This is a genomic window from Vreelandella subterranea, from assembly GCF_900111305.1.
Taxonomy (GTDB): Bacteria; Pseudomonadota; Gammaproteobacteria; order Pseudomonadales; family Halomonadaceae; genus Vreelandella; species Vreelandella subterranea.
In genome coordinates, this window is the sequence record NZ_FOGS01000002.1 from 389,586 (window position 1) to 413,236 (window position 23,651).

Sequence of the window (23,651 nt, forward strand, 5' to 3'; positions counted from 1 at the left end):
TCCTTTAGAAACTCAGTGAAGCTGAAAACAGGATGACAACAAAAAGCACAGCGATGGCTACCGCGCTGATCGCCAGACTGTGGTGGATCATGCCGCTTTGCAGGGATCTTGCCCGGGCGCCCAGGGCCTGCACAGCGGCCACCAGCGCGAAGATCAGACCGTCGATTCCGCGCTCATCACCGCCCCGAACCCAGCGACCCACCGCCAGATTTGCTCGGCCGACGCCAAGCACGTCCTGATACAGGCGCTTTTCCAGGCGCTCGCCCCCACGGGCGATGCTGAGAGCAGCATCGCCAATGCCAAGTGCGGCCGCGTACAGATGGTTTTCCAGACGGTTACATCCCCCGGCAACCGCCATCGCGGGCCGACCTACCCAGGCAGTAAGCCCGCCTGCCACCACCAGCCCCGACTCTGCCCATTGATGGGCAGGGCCAAGCAGGCGTTGGGCCGGCACCAACCAACCCAAGGCCAGCCCACCCAACGCGGCGACCAGCCCAAGCACTATGACGACGATGCCCGCAGTTTCCGGAGCCGCCAGATCAAGCATTTTTTCGAGGGGACCAAAGGCCAGACCCAGGACAGCGGCAGGGATCGCCAGGCCCCAGATGCCAGCGCGCATCCAGCCAGTACCTTCGACCGGCCGGGTATCGCCCGAGCCCTGCCATAGCACCCGTAGAGCCCGGGCCATGTAGGCGCCGGTCAGCAGAGTGCCGACCAGGGCCAGAGCGCCGAGCAAGACGGCGCCCGGCGCAGACAGAGCGGCGGCGATCACCGCATCCTTGGAGAAGAACCCACTCAGTGGTGGGATGCCCGCCAGTGCCATCGCTGCCAGTGCAAAGCCGCCAAAGGACCAGGGCCTGGCGCGGCCAACGCCCTTCAACTGATCGAAACCGGTACCCTCGCGAGCATGTTGAAAGTCACCGGCGGCAAGAAACAGGGTGCTTTTAATAGCGGCATGGGCGAGCAGATGCAACAGCGCGGCCAGTGGAACCCCCGCGCCCACTGCGATGAGCATCAGGCCGTATTGGCTGGCCGTGGAAGCCGCCAGCACACGTTTGAGATCACGTTCAGCCAGCGCAATCACCCCGGCAGCCACCGTGGTGATACCACCGACAATACCGACAGCGAACAGTGCCTCAGGCGTCAGCAGTGGCGCCGAGCGGATCAGCAGAATGGCGCCCGCCGCCACCAGTGTGGCCGAGTGCAGCAACGCCGAGACCGGTGTCGGGCCCGCCATGGCGCGCATAAGCCAGTCCTGCAGGGGAACCTGGGCCGACTTGCCCATGGCGGCCAGCAGCAACAGAAGCCCGGCAATGGTGGGCGCTCCAGCGTCAGCTTCCAGGGAAGCGGCAATCTCACTGGTACCTGCTGACCCTATGAGTATGAATATCGCAACGTAAAGCCCGAGATCCGCGCTGCGGGTATATAGGAAAGCGCGTGTGGCTGCGTTCGCGGCTTCGGGGCGTTGGAACCAGAAGCCGATCAGCAGGTAGCTGCACAGACTGATCAGTTCCCAGCTCGCCAGCAGCAGAATCCAGTCGCCCGCCAGCACCAGTGCCTGCATGGCCGCCAGGAACAGCGACATCACGGCATAGAAGCGCGCTTGGCCGGACTCCCGCTTCATATAACCGACGGCATAAATCAGAACGAATGTAGCCACCGTGGCCACTGCCACGGTCAATAGCGAGGTCATCGGCCCGGCGACCAGGCGCAGTGGCATGTCCGGCAGCCCAGGCAGAAGTAGGGTTTCGGTCTGAACGTCAACCACCCGGGCTATCAGCCAGAGACTGCCTGCCAGGTTGAGCGTCGCACCAGCCAGGGCCAACACAGCACTCCCACGGCGCAGTAACAACACAGCCAGGGCGGCGATCAGCGGCGGTAGTATTGGCAGGAGCACTGCATTCATCCTTTCAGGTCCTCCGCTTCTTCCATCTCAACCGAGCCCTTAACCCGGAAGCGCGCAATGGCGACGCCAAATCCGACGGCCATCTCCAGTGCCATAACCGTCATCACCACCAGCACGAACATCTGGCCGGAATAAGCTTCGGGATGTAGAAAGCGCCAGAAAGCCACCAGATTCACCATGGCCCCCGCCAGCATCAGCTCCACGCCCATCATGATCATCACCAGATTGGTCTGGGACAGTGCGCCATAGACGCCGATACCGAAAAGGATGGCGCCGGTCACAAGCGCTACTATCAGAACTGCGGTCATTCCGATGCCTCCTTGGCTCTTTTACTCGCCAGGTTCTGCACCGGAATCGCCACCGCGGTGGCCGCAATCATTGCGGTCAGGATGGTGATACCAGCGGTTTCAAAGATCATCATCGAGCGCCCGAGCAGCTCCATGCCCAACGCCCGTGTCTGCGCTTCCGCATCCACCACCTGCTTTGCTGCGGGGCCCCAGTCGGACAGCAGCGCAACGGCGATAGCAACAACGGCCGCACTCACCCCAGCACCGATAGAGAAACGCTTCTGGTGACTCATGTCCATACCGCCAAGCCCACCGGGATCCATCATGAACATCACCATGAAGATGGCCATGATACTCATCTCCGTGGCCATCATCATGATTTGCAGTACGCCCAGAAATTCGGTCTGCATCGCCAGAAACATGCAGCCGACGGCGGTCTGCGAAAACAACAGAGCCAGCGCAGAACGGACCATGGACGATGTGCGAAACACCACCACGCCAAAGCCGATGGCAGCCAACCCGAAAACGGCAACGAAAAAAGCCTGTGCGTACATTAGGGAACCACCAGAATCAGTAAGCCGACGACAATGATATTCACCAGTGCAAGGGGGATGCCTAGAATCCAGCACCACCGCATCAGATCCGCCTCGCGAATGCGTGGCAGATAGTGACCGACCAGCAACATCGACACGGCCACGGCCAGGGTCTTCACCAGACTCCAGGCCCAAGGTGGCAGTAGCGGCCCATGCCAGCCGCCGAGGTAGAAGACCGTGGTTGCGGAAGCCAGGGTAACCACCAGAGTCAGTCGGGCCAGGCGAAGCACTGCCAGGCGCACCCCGGTGTATTCGGCGTCCACGCCCCCGCCAAGCTCTCCCTCTGCGGTTGGCAGATCAAACGGGGCCCGGAACGCCAGTGCCATGGCCGCAATGAAAAACAGCACGAAGCCCAGGGGCTGGTAGACGATGTTCCACAGCCCCGCCTGGGAGCCAACGATCGCGGTATTCAACAGGGATTCGGCGCGCATGGCCACGGCCGTGATCGGCATGACAATAAGCATGGAATAGGCAATAAGCTGGCCCAGAAAGCGCCAGCCACCGATCATCGCGTAGGCGCCGTCCGGTCCCCAGCCCGCCATGATCACCGCGACCAGCACATAGGCCAGGGCCGCGTTGATGAACAGCGCACCAGTACCAAGGTCCGCAATGATCAGGTCCGGCGCCAGCGGCAGGACCGCCATACCAAGTACCCCCACAACCAGGAGAAGCACCGGCGCTGCCTCGAAAAACACCCGGTCTGGCGAGCGCGGGAGAATGGATTCACGACCGAGGTGCGCCAGCCCGCTAAAAAGTGGCGCCGCCGGACTCAGGCGGCCAGTGGTCATCCAGCCCTCGATCACGGCCAGCAGCCAAGTGCTGCCAAGCAATGCGAGAAGAACGCTAGCGACGGTCACGAGATCACCTCCCAGGGCGAAAGATCCAGTGAGCCGACTGCCAGCAGCGCATCGCCCAACTCCTGGCCCTCAACAAGCTTCGGGACCAGGTCGATATGGTGACTGCAGGGGGTGTCCAGCTTGTAGGATTTCACCTTTCCACGCTCCAGTTTCAGACTTAACCGGGCTTCGCCGCGGGGCGTATCAACGGTTACCTCACCGGTTCCTGATAAATCGCCAATGTCGCGCAGGGATGGCAGCGCCGGTTCGCTGCTCGCCTTTATAAGGTCGAGACTGGCGGTTATTTCGGCCAGACGTTGCCACAGGCGAGCCCAGGCGTCTCCGCCTTCGCTGGCAGCACGTGCTAAGGGGCCGCGCAGATCAGAAAATTCTGATGAGAGTTCGCCGATATCCTTCAGCCGCGATTTGAGCAAAGGCGTCCGTCCAAGACGGGTTCCTAATGTGCGCAACGCTGGTTCCAGCTCAGCAAGCCTGTACCGGTTAGCCTCTCTGACTTGCAGTTGCAGAGTCGAAGCCCGCTGCGTCAGCCAAGCGAATCCGAGCTGGCGCCCCAGTTGCGCCAGCCAACCAAGATGACTGGCGATGCGCTCACGCTCAAGTCCGCCGTTCCGGGCCTGAGTGGTCGCCTGATCGTCATTCAGCCCAGCCGCTTGCTCGATCGCAAGACAGGCCAGCAGACGATAGCTCACCGGCGCCAGCGGCATTGCCGTGGCCAGATGGTCGATGAAGGTCTCGACATCTATCTCTTCGCTTTCTTCACCCTCTTCAACTTCGATGGTCATACCCGCCAGGGAGGTCGCCTGCCCTTCTGTCACCCCGTCACCATCAAGGGTCAACGTCAATTTCAGTCCGCCTGGTAAGCCCGGAAAGACTGGGCCGAACGGCACCTCAAGCCAATCCATCTGCAGGCCATCGGCGCTGCGTGGCAGATCTTTGGTGACTTCAATCATGGACATGAATCCCGAGGCGCCGTGATCGTGCCCTCCATGCTTATGCCCACCATGATCGTGTTCTCCATGATCATGGCCTGAATGTTCATGTTCTGAGTGGTGGTCAGATTCGCTATGTTGATGATTGTGGCCGTGCCCGGAGCCCTCTTCTGAGGCGCCCTCATCTTCCGCGTCCTCACGGGCTACCAGATCCATACCGCACTTGGGGCAGCTTCCAGGCTCGTCCCGAACGATTTCCGGGTGCATTGGGCAGGTATATTCGGCCGCTGCATTTTCGTGCGCGTGTTCCTGTTGGTGCTCGTTACTGTGCTCGTGATCATGGCCATGATGATGTTCATGGTGGCCCTTATGATCTTGATCATGGCAATGCTCGTGCTCGTGCTCATGGTCATGCTTGTGGCCATGGTGCTGGTGTTCATGATCGTGGTCGGGCGTGGACTCCCCTGCCTCTCGGGCTACCAGGTCCATGCCGCATTTGGGGCAGCTACCCGGCTCATCCTCGACAATTTCTGGATGCATGGGGCAGACATACTCAATCTTGGCGTGCAGGACATCGGCGTCGAACGCCTCCGGCGAGGCTACAAAGGCACCGTCAGCGAATGCACGTTGTAGTCGAACTACGGCTTCGGTCAGTCCCTTTTGCGAGAGACCTGCAGAAATATCGGCACCAGGTAAAGTTGACGGTGTCTGCCCGCCTACGATGAGAATGGCACGCGGCCGGGGCATCTGCGCGTAGAGCACGGCCACGGCGTCGCCCATTTTCTCCGACAGCTCTCCAACAATCATGAGCACGCTTGCATCGCGAGGCGTAGTACTGGTTCGCATGCCTGCCGCGGTCACGTCCAGACCATGCGCCAGGGCAATCTCAGGCCCGGGAACGATCAGACAGCCCAGATTACGCGCCAGGGCCCGAGAAACCAGCTTCTGCAGCACTGAGGGCCGTTTCTGTCGTGCGCCCGTTATGTTTATTGCTGAATCAAAACTCATTGCCGCCTGAAAGCCCCCTGGCTCCATCCGTAAAGCAGGCCAAGAAAGAGAATCGCCAGAAACACGCCCATATCAAGCAAGGCAACCAGCCCTACTTCCTTGTAAACCACTGCCCACGGGTACATGAACGCCATCTCCATATCAAAGGCCAGAAACAGCAACCCATATCCGTAGTAGCGGGCGTGATAGCGCCCCCATACCGGATCCCGCGACAGAGCTCCGGAACTCGCCGGCACATCCTTGCCCGGCTCCTGACGTGTCAGGCCTATCGCGCGGGCAAGCGAATACAGACAGAAAACGCTGCCTACGACGCCAATCGCCAGTGCCAGCAGTAATCTGTATTGCTCCAAAAGAGTCATCATCTGACCTCCTGATTAATCAACCAAGCATGTCCCGCACCTAAGTCGATGACCACCGAGAGTCGAAAAATAGTAGAGCACCCGCAAGCTATGCGCCGTGCCTGGGAGAATAGCCCGCCCCCACTGATAGCATTATAGAGGGTTTATGTCCCTGATCCGTAAACGCGAATACCTAGTAAGGCTCGTCTTGCGGCCTCGGTGTACACGGTGTATCAATCGCAATACCGGCTAAACCAGTACCGTCGATATCCGGTTTTTGGTCAAACAGTGCCATCACAGCTTCCATCGGCACATGGCATCACTCCTAATTCACAAAGTGGTACTCACCAAGGCTTATTGCTGGCCATGGTGGCTTGGCATGTTTCCCTTCATCTGTTGTCGCTGCTCGTCGGTCAACAGGTCCTGCATCTGATTATGCATGCTCACTTTATCGGCCATCATGTCGCCATGTAGGTTAGCCATTTGACCGTGCAGCGCTTTTACTTCCTCCGGATCAGGCCGCTCGGCCTGCATGATTATCATCATGTCATCACTCAGTTTCATCATTTCTCCCATCCGCTCCAATTGAGTAGAGCGATGTTCCTGGCGCATCTCGCGCATCGAGCTCATTTGTTCGTCGTCGAGTATGCCGGACATCGGACCCATACCACCCATCATGGGGCAAGGCATCATGCCACCTTGGCCTCCCATCATCATGCCAGGACCCATGCCGCTTTGGCCGCCCATCATTCCGCCCTGACCTTGGGCGCCTTGGTTCATGCCTTGAGCGAAGGTGGCGCTGCTTGTGGCACCAAGGCTTGCAGCCAACGCAATGGCAACGATCTTCTTATACTTAGCCATATCAATTTCCTCTCATCGTGTTGCGGGTCGAGAAGTCGCCTTACTCCAATAAAAATGGAAGAAGACAGAGTTAACTTCCGTTATAAGCCTACAACCTATAGGTAGCCCGCAGGTCAAAGAGAAACCAAACCCGATACCTCAATATTGTCACAAGTCAATTTTTGTCGACCGTTTTGAAATCTGTTTCAGGTTGATATGTTATAAAAAACTAGGCGACTTCAGATAACTACGGCGTGTAATTTCAGTTTAAATTCAGATTAACGGGCTATTTTTGGGGTAACGTGGGCATATAACCATCGACAAACAACCGTTACCTCTTTACCCCCGGAAGTGCTATAGGAGTGCCTATGAGTCAAAAAACTAGCCGTCTGCTGATGATGTGGATACCGCTTGCCGGGTTTGTCATTTTGGTGGGTTACTTGATGGGAACAGATCACCGCTTTCACCTCTTTCAGGCCTTACCTTTACTTTTTTTGGCAGCCTGTCCATTGATGCATTTTTTTATGCATCGACATCACGGTGGGCACGGCGATAAAGCAGATAAGGAGTGAAACACCCTTTAAATCATGCGGGGGATCATTATGAAACCGAAACATCAAGAGCATCGCTTAGGCGTTTCCGAAAACACATTAGTGACTCGGAATTTAAAAATCCAACGCCATGAGCGTGAGCGCATCGACGACGCAATAGCGGATATCGATCAGCTTTACGGGATAGATAAGGTAGTCTACGACGAAAAACACAGGCATATCTGTCTCGCTTACGATGCGCTGCGGCTATGCATTGATGATGTCGAAAAGATCCTTATACGCCATGGGATCGAGGTCAGCGCTGACCGATGGAACCGCTTCAAGGAAGAGTATTACCGCTTCGTCGACCAGAACGTTAAAGACAACGCCAAGAAAGAGCCTTGGAGTTGTCATTAAAACGCAGTCTTTCGTTAATCGGTACTGTAGTAGGTACTAGAAAAAAGGGGCAACGTGGTAACCATCGCCGTCGGTGGTAAGGCTCTGTGTCAGGTGGCCGTGGCTGATACCCTCAAGCAGGAGTTGGTAGCAGCCATTCGCGTCATGCATGACCTCGGGCCTCCACGTCGTGATGATGATCGCCGGCACCAACAAACCCGCCGCCATCAGCCTGTTGCACCCCATAATTGGTGTTATCGACATGACCACCAGCTCGCTGTCGGTGATCAGCAACTCTTTGCTGTTGAAGCGACGCAATGCACGCGAGCAACCCGAACGACCCAGCTACAAACTCAATGTCATATCTCATGACATGATGCTCGTCGCGTGAAAGAGGAATTCGGCCAGAGCAAGCAGCTCAATGGGGCTCGACGCATTCAGGCTACACTGGCGACCGATGGTCACCCATATGATGTCAAAAAGATAGGTGCCATTATGCGGCGCCAGTCGTAGGTGCCAAAGGCTGCCCGCAAGTTCGTCGTCACCACAGACAGCGACCATAGCTTGCCTGTGTCGCCCAACTTATTGGAGCAGAACTTTGTGGCAACCGCCCCGAACCAGAAGTGGGCCGGTGACATCACGTACCTGATGAGCTCTGAAGGTTGGCTGTATCTAGCCGTCATCATTGACCTGTATTCGCGCTCTGTCGTCGGCTGGTCCATGAATACCAAGATGACGGCAGACCTACCTGGTCTGCGATGCGCTGGAAATGGCGCTGTGGCGACGTAATTTCCGCATCGGGGTGATCTGTCACAGTGACCATGGAAGCCAGTACTGTTCACGCGCCTACCTGGATCGGCTGCGAACGCAGCAGTTGCGTCAAAGTATGAGCCTTAAAGGCAACTGCTGGGAAAACGCCTGCGTGGAAAGCTTCATCCATTCAATGAAAGTGGAAACAATCCACTACGAGCCGATAAATTTGCGATGTCTAAAAAGGAGAATCGTTCAAAGGCGTTCACTGTGATTCTGTAGAAGCCAATACGAAAGTGTGGGCCAAGGTGTGGGTCAGCTATAAGCAGGAAACAAAAAAGCCGCTGAAATCAGCGGCTTAATCTATGTTTTTGGCGGAGGAGGAGGGATTCGAACCCTCGAAGCCTTTCGACTTACACACTTTCCAGGCGTGCTCCTTCGACCACTCGGACACTCCTCCGCGTTGTTTGCTCTTTTGAGACCAGCGGTGCTTTTCCCAACAGAACGGCGCGTATTCTATGGGCTAAGCTGCCAAATAGCAAGCCGTTTTCGGATCAAGCCTCAGGAAGAACCACGTAGCTACCGGTCGCTTCCAGGCACAGCGTGTTACCGCAATAGAGCTTTTGGTCCAGCGTAATCCGCCCTCTACCGCGTTCATGAAGCCTGTCGGCGAGTTTTATCGGGCCCTGGGAGTCTTGCGGGCTGCACATCATGTGGTAATCGCTCGTCACCGGCGCATGAAAGCGCTGGCTGGCGTCGGCGACGACCACATCTTGTGCTCTGCCCTGCGCGCGCAGCCATAGCGTTACCCAGCACCAGCCCAGCAGCGTCGCTTGGGCGGTGAGCGCACCGCCAAAACCGGTACCTTTGTCATTCAGGCTGGGCGCCAGCGCCAGCTGCCAGGTAAGCGTGTCACCCTGGCGATCCATCCGTGTGATGCCCAGTGCCCCCACCATGGGAATCGCCTCGCTTAACCACTGCTGAAAGGCAGCGAGGTCATCAGGCCCTTCGGTTAACGCTAAGCGCGGATAGGGCACGCCTGCTTGACGACTGGCGGCCATGGCTAACTCCAGCGTTCGACAAAGTCATCGGCGCGATGCTCAGGAAGCGGTTTGTGGCGACCTGCGGGCGTGCCCAGATAAATAAACGCAACGACCTCGTCGTCGTCTTCCAGGCCCAACCCCTTGCGCACCACAGGGTCGAAGGCGTACTTGCCGCTGCGCCACATGGCACCCAAACCGAGCGCATGAGCCGCCAGCAGAATACCGTGGGCCGCGCAGCCGGCGGAGATTACCTGCTCCATCTTGGGCACCTTGGCGATGTCCGGCGTCACCTTGGCGATCACGGCAATGATCATCGGCGCACGCAGCGGTTTTTTGCGCGCCGAGTCAAGCACGGAATCTCCGGCATGCGGGTCTTCCTGAAACTCGGCCTCGGCGAACAGCTCACCCAGGCGTTCGCGCCCTTCGCCGCTGAATTCGATAAACCGCCAGGGGCGCAGCTCTTTATGGTCGGGGGCACGCAGCGCAGCCTGGTAGATAGCGCCAAGCTGCTCGGCGTTGGGCGCTGGCTCGTTCAGCTTGCCCATGGAGCTACGTTCGTGCAGCAGCGTAAGTGCGTCCATGATGACTCCATCGATTCAATGAGATGAGCGCTACTTTAGCGCAATCATTTATTGTCTTGCCAGACGCAACGGGCTGGGCGGCGCCAGTCCCGGTGTCGCACGCCAGGGGCTGATATCCAACCCGCCGCGACGTACATAGCGCGCCAGCACCAATAATTCACTGGGTTTGGCGCGCCGCATCAGGTCGGTAAAAATATGCTCGACGCAATGCTCGTGAAAGTCCTGATGCTGGCGATAGCCGATCAAATAGCGCAATAGCCCCTCGCGCTCGATCTTCGGCCCTGTGTAGCGAATCATCACGCTGCCCCAATCCGGCTGACCGGTCACCGGGCAGTTGGATTTCAAGAGGTGCGAGTACAGTGTCTCTTCCACCACCTGCTCCCCTGTCGTCAGATGGTCAGCGCTGGGTGTGTAATCGCTTACCTCGATATCAAGGGCATCCAGGCACTCGCCCGGCAATTGTTGAGGTGCCAGGGCGTCAGCGTCCACATCAAACAGCTCGACGCTGACCGGTGCTGTCGCGGCACCTGCTAAATCCTGAGTTAGCCTCGCGATCACATCGTCGCGGTGGGCAAAGCGGGTCTGGTTGAAGCTGTTGAGGTATAGCTTCCAGGATTTCGACTCGATCAGATTGGGTGAATCGGCGGGCAAACGAAAGCGTGCGACGGCCACTACCGGTTTGCCGCGCCCGTTCAGCCAGGAAACCTCAAACGCATGCCACTCGTCCTCGCCTACAAACGGCAGACGGCCTTCATCAATATCCAAGGCGGCTCGGTTCGCCGCCCGGGGAATCGGGTACAGAAGGTCTGGGTCATACGCTTCCGGATAGGCGGACTCGCGCCCCAATGGCGCCTCCATCAGCGTTTCGGGTCGATGCGGCATGACTTAACTCCGGATTCCTTTGCCGCGCTCCAACATGCGAAGCGCGACGATAAACAGCACGACAATGAAGCCCAGCACGGCTGCCAAGGCCCAGCCAACCGGGATATCCGATACCCCCAGAAAGCCATAGCGGAAAACATTCACCATGTACAGAATCGGATTGAGCATCGACACGCCCTGCCAGAAGTCGGGCAGCATGGAAATCGAGTAAAACACCCCACCGAGGTAGGTCAGCGGCGTGAGGATAAAGGTCGGTACGATGGAAATGTCGTCAAATTTATTGGCCAGCAGCGCGTTGATAAAACCACCGATGGAGAATAGCGCCGACGTCAGCACCACCACCAGCACGGTCAAAAACGGATGCTCGACGGTAAGGCGAGTGAAAAACAGCGACACGATGGTCACGATCAGCCCGACGCCAAGACCACGGGCCATACCGCCAAAGATGAAACCGGATAAAATGACCCAGTTAGGCATCGGCGAGACCATCATCTCCTCGATCGAACGCTGGAACTTGTTAGAGAAGAAGCTGGAGGCCACGTTGGAATAGCTGTTGGTGATCACCGACATCATGATCAGGCCGGGAACAATAAAATCCATGTAGGTGAAGCCGTCCATCGCCCCAATACGCGAGCCGATCAGATTGCCAAAGATAATGAAGTACATGGCCATGGTGATAGAGGGCGGCAACAGGGTTTGCGGCCATATCCGCGTGAAGCGCTTGATCTCCTTGAGCACCAGCGTCCACAAGGCGATGAGCGTTTGGCTGGCGTTCATACCTGCGCCTCCCGTGTTTGAGGCTGCTCTGCCCGTTGGTCGATCGCGTTCTGACTGCCTTCCACCATCGACACGAACATCTCCTCAAGACGGTTGGCACGGTTGCGCATGGAGACGACCTGCAAGCCCTGCTCGGTTAATGCACCAAACACATCGTTAAGTCGCTGGCCGCGATGAATCACCAAGGATAGCTGCGAGGCTTCCACCCGCTGTATGTCAAAGCCCTCCACCACGGGGGGCTCGCTGACAGGGCCAGCAAGGTCCAGAAGAAAGGTCTCCCGACTCAGTTCGGTGAGCAACTCCCGCACACTGGTATTACGGACGATTTCGCCGTGGTTAATGATCGCGATATTACGGCACAGGCTCTCGGCCTCTTCCAGGTAATGCGTCGTCAAAATGATCGTGGTGCCTTCGTCACGATTGATGCGGCGCATGTACTCCCACATGCTCCGGCGTAGCTCGATATCCACGCCCGCGGTCGGCTCGTCGAGGATCAGCAATTTAGGCCGGTGCATCAAGGCGCGCGCAATCATCAGGCGGCGCTTCATGCCGCCGGACAGCATGCGTGCGCTCCCATTGCGCTTGTCCCACAGCCCCAGATCGGTCAACAGCTGCTCGGCGCGAGGCAGCGCCTCACGACGCGTCATGCCGTAGTAGCCCGCCTGCGCCAGCACGATATCGAGCACTTTTTCGAACTGGTTAAAGTTAAACTCTTGGGGTACCACGCCAATCTGATATTTCGCCTTGGAGAAGTCTTTATCGATATCGATACCAAAGACCGACACCTGCCCCTGGGTCTTCTGCACCAGCGAACAGACCACGCCAAGGGTGGTGGACTTGCCTGCGCCATTGGGGCCCAGGAGCGCAAAAAAATCCCCCTGCTGGACGTCGAGATCAATACCTTTTAACGCTTGAAAGCCGTTACCGTACTCCTTGGTAAGGCCACGTATCGACAATGCCGGTTCGGCCATAAATATGTCCTGTCAGCAAAAATAAGGAAGTCATCACATGCGTAGACGTTAGATATTAGGGCGCAAACTATTTTTTCAAACAGTTCTGTCCCGGAAGGCGATAAACAAACAACGGGAGAAGAGAAAGATAGAGGTGGGTGCGCTTGGAGCGGAAAAGAGAGTTCGACCGGGCTGGCGCACCAGCTCCCGACCCTCGGGCCTATCCATCACTGCAAATCACAATATTGGAGCGGGAAAGGAGATTCGAACTCCCGACCCTCGCCTTGGCAAGGCGATGCTCTACCACTGAGCTATTCCCGCAACGCAAAAGACAAGTACGAGATGGCGTCCCATAGGGGGTTCGAACCCCTGTTACCGCCGTGAAAGGGCGGTGTCCTGGACCACTAGACGAATGGGACACAGATGTAAGCGTAATGTTGTTTGGAGCGGTAAAGGAGATTTGACCGGGCTGGCGCACCAGCTCCCGACCCTCGGGCCTATCCACCACTGCAAATCACGCTATTGGAGCGGGAAAGGAGATTCGAACTCCCGACCCTCGCCTTGGCAAGGCGATGCTCTACCACTGAGCTATTCCCGCACTCCGACACCGCAACGAACCAGTTGGCGTCCCATAGGGGGTTCGAACCCCTGTTACCGCCGTGAAAGGGCGGTGTCCTGGACCACTAGACGAATGGGACGTCGCAATGCCTCGTCGAGGTGGCGCGTATGTTACTCAGCCCTTATTCAACTGTCAAGCATTCCCGGCCCAACCACTCTTGTCTAACCGGCAACGTCATTTCCATCAACGTCGGCACATAACCGCCTCAAGGTGGTGCGCAAAGCGTAACCGGCGCGCCATCCGAGTGCACAGACCGCCACGGCTACGGTAAGCGACAGCCGATAAACGCTGTAAAAATCTTTTATTTAAAATAAAATCGATTTTATGGCATGGCGATTGCTAACACCTTGGTGGAACAAATTTTATTTCTCGACCGCCAAGAGGTGACCCATGACCTTTACACGCCGCAAGTTTCTTACCACTGCCGCTGTCTCTTCCACTGCCGGGTTGGTATTGGGAGCCCCCAGCATTGCGCGAGCACAGTCGTCCGAGACCTTCAACTGGCGCATGACCAATGCCTACGGGCCAGGTTCTCCGTTTTATGTCGAAGGCCCCGGCAGCCCCACCGATGTCATCGACAAAATCAACACCATGTCGGGCGGCCGCCTCAATATTCAACACTTTGCGGCGGGTGAGCTGATCCCGGCGCTCGAGGGGTTTGAAGCGGTGCAGAGCGGCACTATCCAAATGAACGCGGCCAATAGCTATTTCTGGTCGGGCACGACCTTTGCCGCCCAGTATTTCACCACCGTGCCGTTCGGCATGAGCTTTATGGGCCATATGGCATGGCTTTACCACGGCGGCGGTCTCGAGCTTTGGCACGAGCTTTACGAGCCGTATGGCATGGTCGCCTTCCCGCTGAACAATACCGGCGTACAAATGACCGGCTGGTTCCGCGAACCGATTGAAGACATCAGCCAGCTTGACGGCCTGCGCATGCGCGTTCCCGGCCTGGCCGGAAAGGTCTACTCATCCCTTGGCGTCGATGCCCGCGTGCTGCCGGGCGGTGAGATTTTCCCGGCACTGGAACGCGGCGTGATAGACGCCGCCGAATTCGTCGGCCCATTCCAGGACCGCCGCATGGGACTTCAGGACGCTGCGAAATACTATTACACCACCGGCTGGCACGAACCCTCCACCACCGGTGAGCTGCTGATTTCCAAATCCCACTGGGACAGCCTGCCAGCAGACCTGCAAATGATTGTTCGTTCGGCGTGCATGGCCGCCTGTCTGGAAAGCCTGACCTGGTCGGAAGCCGTCAACGGCGAAGCCATGACCGACCTGGTCGATAATCACGGCGTTATCGCCAACCAACTGCCTGAACCGATCGTCAATGCACTGCGCGAAGCCACGCTGGATACCCTCCAAACCGAGGCCAACGCTGACCCAGCGGTGCGCAAAATCCACGACAGCTACATGGCCTTCAAGGCTCAACACGACCGCTGGGCAGGCGCCAGCGAACGCGCCTGGTTAAGCGATATCATCGGAGTGTGATATGCGAGCGGTAGAAAATTTCGTTAAGGGTATCGAAGCGCTGGTCCGGCTATTTGGCCGGATCGCCGCCTGGACCTGTGTGCTGCTGGTAGCGTTGGTTTCCGGTGACGTAATACTGCGTTACCTGTTCAACTTCGGTGCCCTGTGGCTGCAAGAGCTGCAGTGGCACTTGATATCGCCCATTGCCCTGTTCGGCATGGCATATCTGCTGCTTAACGACGAACAGGTTCGGGTCGACGTCTTTTACGAACACTTTCCAGTGCTCGTAAAGCGTACCATCGAAGTGTTTGGCGGGCTCGCCCTGCTGATCATGGGCGCATACATCGCCTGGCTGACGCTTCCCTGGGTCGCGCAATCCTTTGGCCGCGGGGAAGGATCACCCAACCCCGGCGGCCTACCCTACCGCTGGGTTTTGAAAGCGATCCTTCCCTTTGGCTTCACCCTGCTTGCGCTGCAAGGGCTCGCTCATGCGTTGCGCAATGCGTTCGCACTCCCCGCACAAGGTGACTGACCTATGTCTTTAAATGAATGGCTGGCGATCGGCATGATCGGAGCCTTTTTCATCATGCTGCTGATCGGTATCCCAGTGGCAATCAGCATCGCGACAACCGCCTTTGTGTTTGGTTTTATCGGCTTTGGGCCGATGCTGTTCAACCTGCTGCCGTCCCGCATCTACGGCGTGGTGACCAATTACACCTTCATGGCCATCCCGCTTTTCGTGTTCATGGGGGTAATGCTCGAAAAGTCGAAACTCGCCGCCGAACTGATCGACGTGGTCGGTCACCTATTCGGTAACATATCGGGCGGCATGGGGGTGGCGATCATCTTCGTCGGCGTGCTGCTCGGCGCGGCCACGGGCATCGTCGGGGCCACTATCGTGACGCTTGGCCTGCTCACGCTTCCCACCCTGCTGCGCCGTGGCTATCCCAAAGCGCTTGCCAGCGGGATGATATGCGCCTCGGGTACGCTGGGACAGATTATTCCGCCCAGCCTGGTACTCATTCTACTGGCAGAAATCCTGGGTGAGTCGGTGGGCACCATGTTCGCCGCCGCCATGATGCCAGGCTTGACCCTTGCTGCGGTGTACATTATTGCCATTCTGGCACTCGCTGCCTGGAAACCCCACCTAATGCCACCTATCCCTGCCGAAGAGCGGGCCCAAATGGGCAAGGCACAATTGTTACGCAAGGTCATACTGGTGGTAGGTCCGCCGGTCGGCCTGGTCGTTGCCGTGCTTGGCTCGATCATCGGCGGCATTGCCGCACCCACCGAAGCGGCCGCCATGGGTGCCCTGGGCGCCCTGGTATTTGTTGCCAGCTCCGGGCGGCTTAATATTAACCTTCTGACCGAAGTCGCCAAGGCAACGCTGATCATCTCATCCATGGTGTTCTTTATCCTGATCAGCGCGCAGGTATTCGGCCTCGCGTTTCGCGGTCTCGGCGGCGAGCATCTGGTGGGACGTATGTTCGAATGGGTACCAGGCGGTGAGATAGGCGCGCTGCTGTTCATGCTGCTGCTGATGTTTGTGCTCGGCTTCTTTCTCGAGTGGATCGAAATCAGCTATATCGCCCTGCCGTTGTTCTTGCCATTTTTTATCCAGATGGGCGTCGACATGGTGTGGCTGGGCATTCTTGTGGGGCTGGTACTGCAAACCTCGTTTCTGACGCCGCCCTTCGGCTGGTCACTGTTTTTCCTTAAAGGGGTCGCCCCGGAGGGCGTTACAACGCTGGATATCTACCTCGGCGTGCTACCCTTTATCGCTTTGCAGTTTCTCGCCATTGCCATGGTGATACTATTTCCAGGCATCGCCACCTGGCTACCCGCCGCCATTGGCTGGTAAGCCCCAGGCTCAATAACAAAAGGACAGCTTATGCTCCATACCCAACGTAGCTTCAGCGGTAGCTGTGTCGCGCCGCACCACCTCGCCGCCAGCGCCGGGCGGGATATACTCAAGCAGGGCGGCAACGCCATAGAAGCCATGGTCGCGGCCGCTGCCACTATCGCCGTGGTCTATCCGCACATGAACGCCCTTGGCGGTGATGGCTTCTGGTTAATCCATGAGCCTGGCAAAGCGCCAGTGGCCATTGATGCCTGCGGCCCAGCCGCGGGTCTGGCCAACGCGGATTTCTATGCCGGTGGCACACAGATTCCCGAGCGCGGCCCCAAAGCGGCCCTCACCATGGGCGGGACGGTAAGCGGCTGGCAGGAAGCGCTCACGGTTGCCGCCGACTGGGGCAAGTCTCTACCGCTGACAACCCTGCTGGCCGATGCCATTGGTCATGCACAAAAAGGCGTCGCGGTTTCCAAGAGCCAGGAAACGCTGACCGCCAAGCACCTCGAGCGCCTATCGCAAAGCCCCGGGTTCAGCGAGGCGCTTCTGGTCGATGGCCAAGTGCCCCGTGAAGGCGACCGGCTGCGCCAGCCACGTTTAGCCGCAACGCTGGAACGACTCGCCACGGCAGGGCTGGATGATTTTTATCGCGGCGAGTTGGCCCAGAGTATGGCAGCCGACCTGGAAGCGTTGGGCAGCCCCCTGAGACTGAAAGACTTTCAGGACTATCGTGCTCAACGCGTGACGCCTCTGGAAGTCAGCCTCGCCGATGCCACCCTGTACAATCTGCCCGCTCCCACTCAAGGAGTGGCGTCGCTGATGATCCTTGCCATTTACGAGCGTATTCAAGCCGCCGAGCCCAATGGTTTCGATCACCTGCATGGCCTGATTGAAGCCACCAAGCGCGCTTTCATGCTGCGTGACCAATACGTGACCGACCCGGCACGGGTTCCCAGCTCGCTTCAAGGATTACTCAGCGACGAACGCATTGCCGCTGAGGCTGCCCAGATCGACGCATCCAAAGCGCTCCCCTGGCCCCACGAACCGGCACCAGGCGATACCATCTGGATGGGCACGGTGGATAGCGAAGGTCGCGCGGTCAGCTTCATCCAAAGCATCTATTGGGAGTTCGGCAGTGGCGTGGTGCTGCCGGAAAGCGGCGTGCTGTGGCAGAACCGCGGCATCAGCTTCTCGCTTGACCCCGAAGCGCTGCGGGGACTGGCCCCGGGGCGCAAGCCTTTCCATACGCTTAACCCGGCGCTGGCCCGATTTAACGATGGCCGCACCATGGTCTACGGCACCATGGGCGGTGAGGGTCAGCCGCAAACACAAGCCGCGGTCTTTTCACGCTACGCGTTTCATCACATGCCGTTGCAGCAGGCGGTTACCGCACCCCGCTGGCTCCTGGGCCGCACCTGGGGCGAAGCGAGCATGAATTTAAAACTCGAGGATCGTTTTGACGCCAAACTGGTGGCAGCGCTCAAGGCGGCTGGGCACGACGTCGAAATGCTCGACGAACCGTTTAGCGACACCATGGGCCATGCGGGGGGTATCGTTCATCACCCAGGCGGGCTGATTGAAAGCGCTCACGACCCGCGTAGTAACGGAGGGGCAGCCAGCGTTTGATGGTATGGCTGGCGATTTTGCGGGATATTGCGCATCCTGAACTCAGGCAGGCAACGTACTGTCATTCAAGTAGTGATACGCTAGCCTGAGTCAGGAAGCGGGAGAGGAGACCCCCATGGCAAAAATCGAAAAATCCCCGGATCAATGGCAAGAGCAACTCACGCCGGAACAGTACCGTGTTACCCGCGAAAAAGGCACCGAGCGGCCGTTTACCGGGGACTACCAGGTCAGAGAAGTGCAGGGTATCTACCATTGCGTTTGCTGCCATGCCCCTCTGTTCGAGAACGAACACAAGTTTGATGCGGGCTGTGGCTGGCCAAGCTTTGACCGCCCGCTTGGCAACCGCTGCGTCGAAGAGCATCAGGACGCGTCACATGGCATGGTGCGCACCGAAGTGGTGTGTTCCCACTGCGATGCCCACCTGGGTCATGTTTTCCCTGACGGCCCTCCCCAAAGCACCGGGTTGCGTTACTGCATCAACTCGGTAGCGCTTGAGTTCCACCCCGACGAATGAGCTAAACCCATTGCGCCCGCCAAGTGGCGGGCGCAATTATCTGGACGCATCCCAGCGTTAAAACTCATCCCACTGATCAGCGGTGTCACTTTCCGCCTCGCGCCCTTTTGTCGTGGCAGAGTGGTTGGGCAGTGACTTGGTGGTTTTTGCCGTCGCTTGATTCATTCTTTCCAGGTGCGCGCGCGCTATTTTAGTGCTCTCTTCCTGAGCCCCTTCCAGGCGGAACGCATCCACCACGTTAGCCAATTCGAAAGCTTCCAGAGACAGGTTATCCGCCGATGCGGCGATCGACTGAACCTTGGTGGCATTTTGTTGCGTCACATCGTCCATCTCAGCAATCGCCGAGTTGATCTGGCCGATGCCGCTACTCTGCTCACTGGACGCCGTGCTGATCGACTCCATCAGTTCGCTTACTTTGCTGGCCTGGCGCATGACCGAATCAATGGCCTTCTCCGCCACCTCGACAGCACTGCGACCACCGGTGACTTCCTGGGTGGTGCTGTCGATCATGCGGCGAATTTCCTGAGCCGCCTCGGCACTGCGGCCGGCCAGATTGCGCACTTCGCTGGCCACCACCGCGAATCCGCGGCCGTGCTCCCCCGCCCGGGCTGCCTCAACCGAGGCGTTAAGGGCAAGGATATTGGTCTGGAAGGCAATGCCGTCGATCACACTGATCATCTCGGTCATTTTTTCAGCGCTTTGGGCGATCCGCTGCATGCGCTCCACCAGTTGCTGCATCTGCTCGCCGGTTTCCTGGGTGCTCTTCGCGTTCTGAACCGCCAGCTCGCTCGCCTGACGGGCGTTATCGGTGTTCTGCTGCACGGTCGAGGTCATCTCTTCCATGCTGGAAGCCGTCTCCTGCAGCGACGATGCCTGCTGCTCGGTACGCGAGGCCAGTTCCTCGTTTTCGGCGGCGATCTGCTGAATGGCCGGGGTAACCACCGAGACACGGTTTTCAACGTCGCCCACGATACCCGACAGGCTGAAACGCATCGTGTCGAGGGAGTACAGTAGCTCGCCCAGCTCATCACCGGTTTGGCGACGCTCCCTGGCCGCCAGGTTACCGGCAGCAATCTGGAAGGTCACATAACGTGCGCCGGCCAGGCTGCGCATGATCGATTTCAGGATCAGTACGCTCAAGCCGATCATGATCAGCGCGCCCAAGCCCACTAGCACCAGTTGGGCAACCAGCATCTGTTGGCGGCCTTGCTCCGCTTCTGCCAACATGTCCGCAGCGGTTGTGCGCTCATTTTCCACCAACTGGCTGGCCTGCTCGCGCAGGGTGCGCGCGTTTGGAAGCACAACATCGTTCAACGCCTCATAAGCGCCGAAGCCGTTGCCATCGACAAGCGCCGTTGTCGCCTGCTCCACGCCGCCGCTCCAGTTGTCCAGCGCGCTGCCAAAGGACGCCAGTGCTTGGCTGGCATCTTCATGAGCCTGATAATCTTCCCAGCGGGCCTGCAAGTTATCCAGTCGAACCGCCAGGGCCTCGGACAGCTCGTCGGCCTCGACGCTGCGCGGATTGCGTACGGCAGGCTCCAACTGCTCAAGCACCTGACCCACGGTTTGTTCGATATGCTGCAAACTGGCCACGTTGTCCAGTCCAGAGCGGCTAAGCGTCGTCAGACGCTCGCCGGACGCCATCAACCCGTAGATACCTAACCCGCCCGCAACCCCAAGCAGCAGCACGGCGGCCAACACCATACCAATCAATTTTGCGCGCAGGCTCGTAAACTTGAAACGCGAGATGATGCCCGTCAGCCCCTTGCGTCGAATCGCACCGCGTACCAGGGTGTAATGCCTGGATTTGCCCTTCTCACGCATCTCGGCGTAGACCTTTTCCGCCTTGGCCACGGCCTTGGGACTGGCTTTTCGGCGTACCGAGGTGTAGCCCACGATACGGTCACCGTCGCGCAGCGGGGCAAGCGTGGCATGCACCCAGTAATGATCACCATTTTTACGGCGGTTCTTGACCAGCCCCTGCCAGGTAGTGCCTGACTTCAGGGTTTTCCATAAATCCGCAAAGGCCGCTTCGGGCATATCCGGGTGTCGGATTAGATTATGCGGCGCGCCAATCAACTCATCGCGGGAGTAACCGCTCACTTCAACAAACGTCGGGTTCGCATAGGTCACGTTGCCTTTCAAATCCGAGCGCGATATCAGCACGGTCTCTTCGGTTAATGGGTATTCTTGCTGCGTGACGGGTTGGTTGTTGCGCATAGTGATCCCTGTGAAGAATGTATTTTTTTTGAAAAGCTTTTACTGATATCGACCTTGAGCGTAAAAACTAAATAGTGATCTACAAAGAAAAAAACGCTACCCGAAGGGATAGCGTTTAAAAGGTTATACAAGGCTAAACGTTAATTGCCAGAGAGACTAATTTAACGATGATTATCGATAGCCGTATCATCAATTAAGCAAGTCAATTATGCATTCGCTTAATTAGCTATTTGAACACGACCTTGGCCACGTCACGATACCGATTGGCAAAATGCACCGTCATGCCTTCTCTGAGGTAATCGGGCAGCTCTTCATAATCACGCCGGTTTGCTTCTGGCAGGATGACTTCAAAGATGTCACTGCGGCGCGCCGCAATCACTTTTTCGCGAATCCCGCCCACGGGCAGCACCTGGCCGGTGAGTGTCAATTCCCCCGTCATGGCCAGCGGCCGGTCTATGGCCTGATGCCTCGCCAGTGACAGCAGCGCCGTCGTCATGCTGACCCCCGCCGAGGGGCCATCCTTGGGCGTGGCGCCCTCCGGCACATGCAAGTGCACAAAGGCAGAGTCGAAAAAGTCGCTATCGGCACCGTATTCCTGCAGATGGCCAAGCGTATAGCTGTAGGCGATATTGGCCGACTCCTGCATGACATCGCCAAGTTTGCCGGTAAGCTTGAAGCCGCGATCCAGTGAATGAACCTTGCCCGCCTCAATGGGCAAGGTGGCGCCGCCCATCGCTGTCCAGGCAAGCCCGGTCACCACGCCCTCGCCTTTCAGGACTTTTTCCTTGCGGAAGATGGGCGCGCCCAGGAATTCTTCAAGGTTCTTCACCGACACCTTGACGGTCTCAATGTCGTCTTCCAGCAGCTTGACAGCCGCCTTACGCACGATGCGGTGCAGCTGTTTCTCCAACTGACGCACCCCTGCTTCCCGGGCGTAGCCCTCAATCACTTGCTTGAGCGCGGCGTCACTGAGCTGAATACGCTTCTTGGGCAGGTTGTCGCGCTTGAGCAGCTTGGGCCATAGATGGTGCTTGGCAATGGCCAGCTTTTCCTCGGCGATGTAGCCCGACAGGCGAATTTGCTCCATGCGGTCCAAAAGCGCACTGGGTATGGAATCCAGGGTGTTGGCCGTACACACAAACAACACCTTGGAGAGGTCCATGCGGACATCCAGATAGTGGTCGAGGAAATCGACGTTCTGCTCCGGGTCGAGCACCTCGAGCAGTGCCGATGCCGGATCCCCCTGGAAGGACTGACCCAGCTTGTCGATTTCATCCAGCATGATCACCGGATTCTCGACTTCGACTTCCTTGAACGCCTGAATCAGCTTGCCAGGCATCGCGCCGACATAGGTACGCCGGTGCCCCTTGATCTCGGCTTCATCGCGCATGCCGCCGACAGAAAAGCGATAGAACTGACGCCCCAGCGCCTCGGCAATCGAACGGCCGACAGAGGTTTTACCCACGCCGGGCGGGCCTACCAGCAGCAGGATCGAGCCGCCAACATCACCCTTGAAGGACCCTTCGGCGAGAAATTCGACAATCCGTTCCTTGACGTCTTTCAAGCCGTCGTGATCACGGTCCAGGACTTGCCGGGCATGATTCAGATCCAATTGATCCGGGCTGGTCACGCCCCAAGGCAGCGACGTCAGCCAGTCCAGATAATTGCGCGTGGTGCCGTACTCAGGCGAACCGGTTTCCAGTACGCTGAGCTTGTCCAGCTCATCGTCAATCCGCGACTGGACCCGCTCGGGCACCACCAGTGACTCCAGGCGGGCGCGGAAGGTATCCACATCGTTTTCGCGGTCGTCCTTGGAAATGCCCAGCTCGCGCTGAATGACCTTCAACTGCTCGCGCAGGAAGAACTCACGCTGGCGCTCCTGCATCTGCGCGTTGACCTGCTCGCTGATTTCGCTTTGCAGCTGGGCAACGTCGATTTCCTTGCGCAGCAGCGGCAGTACCTTCTGCATCCGCTCGGCAACATCCAGCGTCGACAGCACATCCTGAAGCTCCGGTCCCTTGGCCGACGTGATCGCCGCGGCAAAATCAGTCAGCGGGCCTGGCTGGTGCGGACTGAAGCGGTTCAGGTAGTGTTTGAGCTCTTCACCGTAGAGTGGATTAATGGGCAGTAATTCCTTGATCCCATTAATAATCGCCATCGCATAGGCGCGGGTTTCTTCATTTTCTGCATCCACCGGCTCTTTCGGGTAGCTCACCTCAACCAGGTAAGGCGGTGTGCTGGAAAGCCACCGCTGGATCTTGAAGCGCTGCACCCCTCGGGCAATAAACTGGATCTGCTGATCCTCACCCTTCATCTTGTGGACTTTGACCGCCGTGCCAATGGTCGGAAAGCCTTCGCTATCCAGGTCGTCGATCCCCTGCTCGCCCACATAGGCAACCCCCACGGTCTGGTGCGGGGTATTGCCCACCCGGCGCATGGTTTCTTCCCAGCGCTCACGGTTGATGACCAACGGCTGCACCTGGGCGGGAAAGAAGGGCCGATTATGGATCGGTAACAGGTAGATACGTTCGGGTAGCATGTCACTGGCGGGCACCATTGAGCTGACACGCTCACCATCTGATCGGAATTGGTCTTCCTCACCCTGCGAAGTCGGGTCGCTGTCGTCCTGCACGTAAAATTGGTCGTCTCGGTCGAATTCCTGGTCGCTCATGCACCCTCC

22 protein-coding genes, 5 tRNA genes and 1 pseudogene are annotated in these 23,651 nt (G+C 58.0%); 9 read left to right on the plus strand and 19 right to left on the minus strand.

Annotation, left to right across the window (positions count from 1 at the left end; translation table 11 throughout):
• Window positions 1–4: 4 nt before the first annotated feature.
• From BMX75_RS04715 to BMX75_RS04750, 7 genes are all read right to left on the minus strand, one after another.
• A complete protein-coding gene (locus BMX75_RS04715) occupies window positions 5–1,906 on the minus strand; it encodes an NADH-quinone oxidoreductase subunit 5 family protein (RefSeq protein ID WP_092825687.1) in 1,902 nt (633 codons plus the stop codon).
• Window positions 1,903–2,214 carry an NADH-quinone oxidoreductase subunit NuoK gene (gene nuoK / locus BMX75_RS04720; RefSeq protein WP_092825689.1) on the minus strand — a complete coding sequence of 104 codons (312 nt, stop codon included), beginning with the start codon at window positions 2,212–2,214 and terminating at the stop codon, window positions 1,903–1,905. The genes BMX75_RS04715 and nuoK overlap by 4 nt, the downstream gene beginning before the upstream one ends.
• Complete coding sequence (locus BMX75_RS04725) at window positions 2,211–2,747, minus strand: NADH-quinone oxidoreductase subunit J family protein (protein WP_092825691.1); 537 nt, start codon at window positions 2,745–2,747, stop codon at window positions 2,211–2,213. The genes nuoK and BMX75_RS04725 overlap by 4 nt, the downstream gene beginning before the upstream one ends.
• Window positions 2,747–3,643 carry a complex I subunit 1/NuoH family protein gene (locus BMX75_RS04730; RefSeq protein ID WP_092825693.1) on the minus strand — a complete coding sequence of 299 codons (897 nt, stop codon included), beginning with the start codon at window positions 3,641–3,643 and terminating at the stop codon, window positions 2,747–2,749. Before BMX75_RS04730 ends, BMX75_RS04725 begins: the two co-directional genes overlap by 1 nt.
• Complete coding sequence (locus BMX75_RS18390; protein WP_245748349.1) at window positions 3,640–5,526, minus strand: heavy metal-binding domain-containing protein; 1,887 nt, start codon at window positions 5,524–5,526, stop codon at window positions 3,640–3,642. The genes BMX75_RS04730 and BMX75_RS18390 overlap by 4 nt, the downstream gene beginning before the upstream one ends.
• Window positions 5,527–5,576: 50 nt before the next feature.
• Window positions 5,577–5,942 carry an NADH-quinone oxidoreductase subunit A gene (locus BMX75_RS04745; RefSeq protein WP_233337241.1) on the minus strand — a complete coding sequence of 122 codons (366 nt, stop codon included), beginning with the start codon at window positions 5,940–5,942 and terminating at the stop codon, window positions 5,577–5,579.
• 330 nt (window positions 5,943–6,272) lie between these two features.
• Window positions 6,273–6,779 carry a Spy/CpxP family protein refolding chaperone gene (locus tag BMX75_RS04750; protein WP_092825699.1) on the minus strand — a complete coding sequence of 169 codons (507 nt, stop codon included), beginning with the start codon at window positions 6,777–6,779 and terminating at the stop codon, window positions 6,273–6,275.
• A gap of 347 nt (window positions 6,780–7,126) precedes the next feature.
• Between BMX75_RS04750 and BMX75_RS04755 the strand changes: the two genes are divergently transcribed.
• The 4 genes and pseudogenes from BMX75_RS04755 to BMX75_RS18225 all read left to right on the plus strand — a co-directional run.
• Window positions 7,127–7,330: a DUF2933 domain-containing protein gene (locus BMX75_RS04755; RefSeq protein WP_092825701.1), complete on the plus strand. Its 204-nt coding sequence runs from the start codon at window positions 7,127–7,129 to the stop codon at window positions 7,328–7,330.
• A 30-nt stretch (window positions 7,331–7,360) separates the two neighbouring features.
• On the plus strand, window positions 7,361–7,705 hold the full coding sequence (locus BMX75_RS04760) for a hypothetical protein (RefSeq protein ID WP_092825976.1): 345 nt from the start codon (window positions 7,361–7,363) through the stop codon (window positions 7,703–7,705).
• A gap of 169 nt (window positions 7,706–7,874) precedes the next feature.
• The gene (locus tag BMX75_RS04765; RefSeq protein WP_139197146.1) at window positions 7,875–8,075 is read left to right on the plus strand and encodes a hypothetical protein; all 201 of its coding nucleotides are present in this window, start codon (window positions 7,875–7,877) and stop codon (window positions 8,073–8,075) included.
• Window positions 8,069–8,669 (plus strand): annotated as a pseudogene (locus tag BMX75_RS18225) (IS3 family transposase); the annotation flags it as partial. The gene BMX75_RS04765 and the pseudogene BMX75_RS18225, both read left to right, overlap by 7 nt.
• A 137-nt stretch (window positions 8,670–8,806) precedes the next feature.
• On the opposite strand, the gene BMX75_RS04780 reads toward BMX75_RS18225, so the two are convergent.
• The 10 genes from BMX75_RS04780 to BMX75_RS04825 all read right to left on the minus strand — a co-directional run bounded on the left by BMX75_RS04780 (window position 8,807) and on the right by BMX75_RS04825 (window position 13,365).
• Window positions 8,807–8,894: transfer RNA gene (locus BMX75_RS04780), tRNA-Ser, on the minus strand.
• 94 nt (window positions 8,895–8,988) lie between these two features.
• Window positions 8,989–9,495, minus strand: a complete 507-nt coding sequence (locus BMX75_RS04785; protein ID WP_092825709.1) for a YiiD C-terminal domain-containing protein — start codon at window positions 9,493–9,495, stop codon at window positions 8,989–8,991.
• 2 nt (window positions 9,496–9,497) lie between these two features.
• Window positions 9,498–10,058 carry a nitroreductase family protein gene (locus tag BMX75_RS04790; protein WP_092825711.1) on the minus strand — a complete coding sequence of 187 codons (561 nt, stop codon included), beginning with the start codon at window positions 10,056–10,058 and terminating at the stop codon, window positions 9,498–9,500.
• A 48-nt stretch (window positions 10,059–10,106) separates the two neighbouring features.
• Window positions 10,107–10,940 (minus strand): NADPH-dependent 7-cyano-7-deazaguanine reductase QueF, encoded by an 834-nt coding sequence (gene queF / locus BMX75_RS04795; protein WP_092825713.1) that lies wholly within the window; start codon window positions 10,938–10,940, stop codon window positions 10,107–10,109.
• Window positions 10,941–10,943: 3 nt separating this feature from the next.
• Window positions 10,944–11,717, minus strand: a complete 774-nt coding sequence (locus tag BMX75_RS04800) for an ABC transporter permease (RefSeq protein WP_066317928.1) — start codon at window positions 11,715–11,717, stop codon at window positions 10,944–10,946.
• Complete coding sequence (locus tag BMX75_RS04805; protein ID WP_092825715.1) at window positions 11,714–12,688, minus strand: ABC transporter ATP-binding protein; 975 nt, start codon at window positions 12,686–12,688, stop codon at window positions 11,714–11,716. Before BMX75_RS04805 ends, BMX75_RS04800 begins: the two co-directional genes overlap by 4 nt.
• Window positions 12,689–12,913: 225 nt before the next feature.
• Window positions 12,914–12,988, minus strand: a tRNA-Gly gene (locus BMX75_RS04810).
• A gap of 22 nt (window positions 12,989–13,010) precedes the next feature.
• Window positions 13,011–13,086, minus strand: a tRNA-Glu gene (locus BMX75_RS04815).
• A 104-nt stretch (window positions 13,087–13,190) separates the two neighbouring features.
• A tRNA-Gly gene (locus BMX75_RS04820) sits at window positions 13,191–13,265 on the minus strand.
• 24 nt (window positions 13,266–13,289) lie between these two features.
• Window positions 13,290–13,365: transfer RNA gene (locus BMX75_RS04825), tRNA-Glu, on the minus strand.
• A gap of 311 nt (window positions 13,366–13,676) precedes the next feature.
• Here BMX75_RS04825 and BMX75_RS04830 point away from each other — a divergent pair.
• From BMX75_RS04830 to msrB, 5 genes are all read left to right on the plus strand, one after another.
• Window positions 13,677–14,780, plus strand: a complete 1,104-nt coding sequence (locus BMX75_RS04830) for a TRAP transporter substrate-binding protein (RefSeq protein WP_092825717.1) — start codon at window positions 13,677–13,679, stop codon at window positions 14,778–14,780.
• 1 nt (window position 14,781) lies between these two features.
• A complete protein-coding gene (locus BMX75_RS04835; RefSeq protein WP_092825719.1) occupies window positions 14,782–15,291 on the plus strand; it encodes a TRAP transporter small permease subunit in 510 nt (169 codons plus the stop codon).
• A 3-nt stretch (window positions 15,292–15,294) separates the two neighbouring features.
• Window positions 15,295–16,620, plus strand: coding sequence for a TRAP transporter large permease (locus BMX75_RS04840; protein WP_092825721.1), 1,326 nt, complete (start codon window positions 15,295–15,297; stop codon window positions 16,618–16,620).
• 30 nt (window positions 16,621–16,650) lie between these two features.
• Entirely contained in the window at window positions 16,651–18,237 is a 1,587-nt protein-coding gene (locus BMX75_RS04845) for a gamma-glutamyltransferase family protein (RefSeq protein ID WP_092825723.1), read from the plus strand.
• Between the two features lie 115 nt (window positions 18,238–18,352).
• Window positions 18,353–18,751: a peptide-methionine (R)-S-oxide reductase MsrB gene (msrB, locus tag BMX75_RS04850; protein WP_066317941.1), complete on the plus strand. Its 399-nt coding sequence runs from the start codon at window positions 18,353–18,355 to the stop codon at window positions 18,749–18,751.
• Between the two features lie 57 nt (window positions 18,752–18,808).
• Here the strand turns inward: msrB and BMX75_RS04855 are convergent, their stop codons facing one another.
• On the minus strand, window positions 18,809–20,971 hold the full coding sequence (locus BMX75_RS04855; RefSeq protein ID WP_092825725.1) for a methyl-accepting chemotaxis protein: 2,163 nt from the start codon (window positions 20,969–20,971) through the stop codon (window positions 18,809–18,811).
• Between the two features lie 226 nt (window positions 20,972–21,197).
• Window positions 21,198–23,642 carry an endopeptidase La gene (gene lon, locus BMX75_RS04860; RefSeq protein WP_092825727.1) on the minus strand — a complete coding sequence of 815 codons (2,445 nt, stop codon included), beginning with the start codon at window positions 23,640–23,642 and terminating at the stop codon, window positions 21,198–21,200.
• Between the last annotated feature and the right edge of the window lie 9 nt (window positions 23,643–23,651).

Excerpts from the sequence above, each read along its gene's own strand:
- BMX75_RS04715 (WP_092825687.1), bottom strand. The coding sequence starts at position 1,906 with ATGAATGCAGTGCTCCTGCCAATACTACCGCCGCTGATCGCCGCCCTG.
- nuoK (WP_092825689.1), bottom strand. The coding sequence starts at position 2,214 with ATGACCGCAGTTCTGATAGTAGCGCTTGTGACCGGCGCCATCCTTTTC.
- BMX75_RS04725 (WP_092825691.1), bottom strand. The coding sequence starts at position 2,747 with ATGTACGCACAGGCTTTTTTCGTTGCCGTTTTCGGGTTGGCTGCCATC.
- BMX75_RS04745 (WP_233337241.1), bottom strand. The coding sequence starts at position 5,942 with ATGATGACTCTTTTGGAGCAATACAGATTACTGCTGGCACTGGCGATT.
- BMX75_RS04750 (WP_092825699.1), bottom strand. The coding sequence starts at position 6,779 with ATGGCTAAGTATAAGAAGATCGTTGCCATTGCGTTGGCTGCAAGCCTT.
- BMX75_RS04755 (WP_092825701.1), top strand. The coding sequence starts at position 7,127 with ATGAGTCAAAAAACTAGCCGTCTGCTGATGATGTGGATACCGCTTGCC.
- BMX75_RS04760 (WP_092825976.1), top strand. The coding sequence starts at position 7,361 with ATGAAACCGAAACATCAAGAGCATCGCTTAGGCGTTTCCGAAAACACA.
- BMX75_RS04785 (WP_092825709.1), bottom strand. The coding sequence starts at position 9,495 with ATGGCCGCCAGTCGTCAAGCAGGCGTGCCCTATCCGCGCTTAGCGTTA.
- BMX75_RS04790 (WP_092825711.1), bottom strand. The coding sequence starts at position 10,058 with ATGGACGCACTTACGCTGCTGCACGAACGTAGCTCCATGGGCAAGCTG.
- queF (WP_092825713.1), bottom strand. The coding sequence starts at position 10,940 with ATGCCGCATCGACCCGAAACGCTGATGGAGGCGCCATTGGGGCGCGAG.
- BMX75_RS04800 (WP_066317928.1), bottom strand. The coding sequence starts at position 11,717 with ATGAACGCCAGCCAAACGCTCATCGCCTTGTGGACGCTGGTGCTCAAG.
- BMX75_RS04805 (WP_092825715.1), bottom strand. The coding sequence starts at position 12,688 with ATGGCCGAACCGGCATTGTCGATACGTGGCCTTACCAAGGAGTACGGT.
- BMX75_RS04830 (WP_092825717.1), top strand. The coding sequence starts at position 13,677 with ATGACCTTTACACGCCGCAAGTTTCTTACCACTGCCGCTGTCTCTTCC.
- BMX75_RS04835 (WP_092825719.1), top strand. The coding sequence starts at position 14,782 with ATGCGAGCGGTAGAAAATTTCGTTAAGGGTATCGAAGCGCTGGTCCGG.
- BMX75_RS04840 (WP_092825721.1), top strand. The coding sequence starts at position 15,295 with ATGTCTTTAAATGAATGGCTGGCGATCGGCATGATCGGAGCCTTTTTC.
- BMX75_RS04845 (WP_092825723.1), top strand. The coding sequence starts at position 16,651 with ATGCTCCATACCCAACGTAGCTTCAGCGGTAGCTGTGTCGCGCCGCAC.
- msrB (WP_066317941.1), top strand. The coding sequence starts at position 18,353 with ATGGCAAAAATCGAAAAATCCCCGGATCAATGGCAAGAGCAACTCACG.
- BMX75_RS04855 (WP_092825725.1), bottom strand. The coding sequence starts at position 20,971 with ATGCGCAACAACCAACCCGTCACGCAGCAAGAATACCCATTAACCGAA.
- lon (WP_092825727.1), bottom strand. The coding sequence starts at position 23,642 with ATGAGCGACCAGGAATTCGACCGAGACGACCAATTTTACGTGCAGGAC.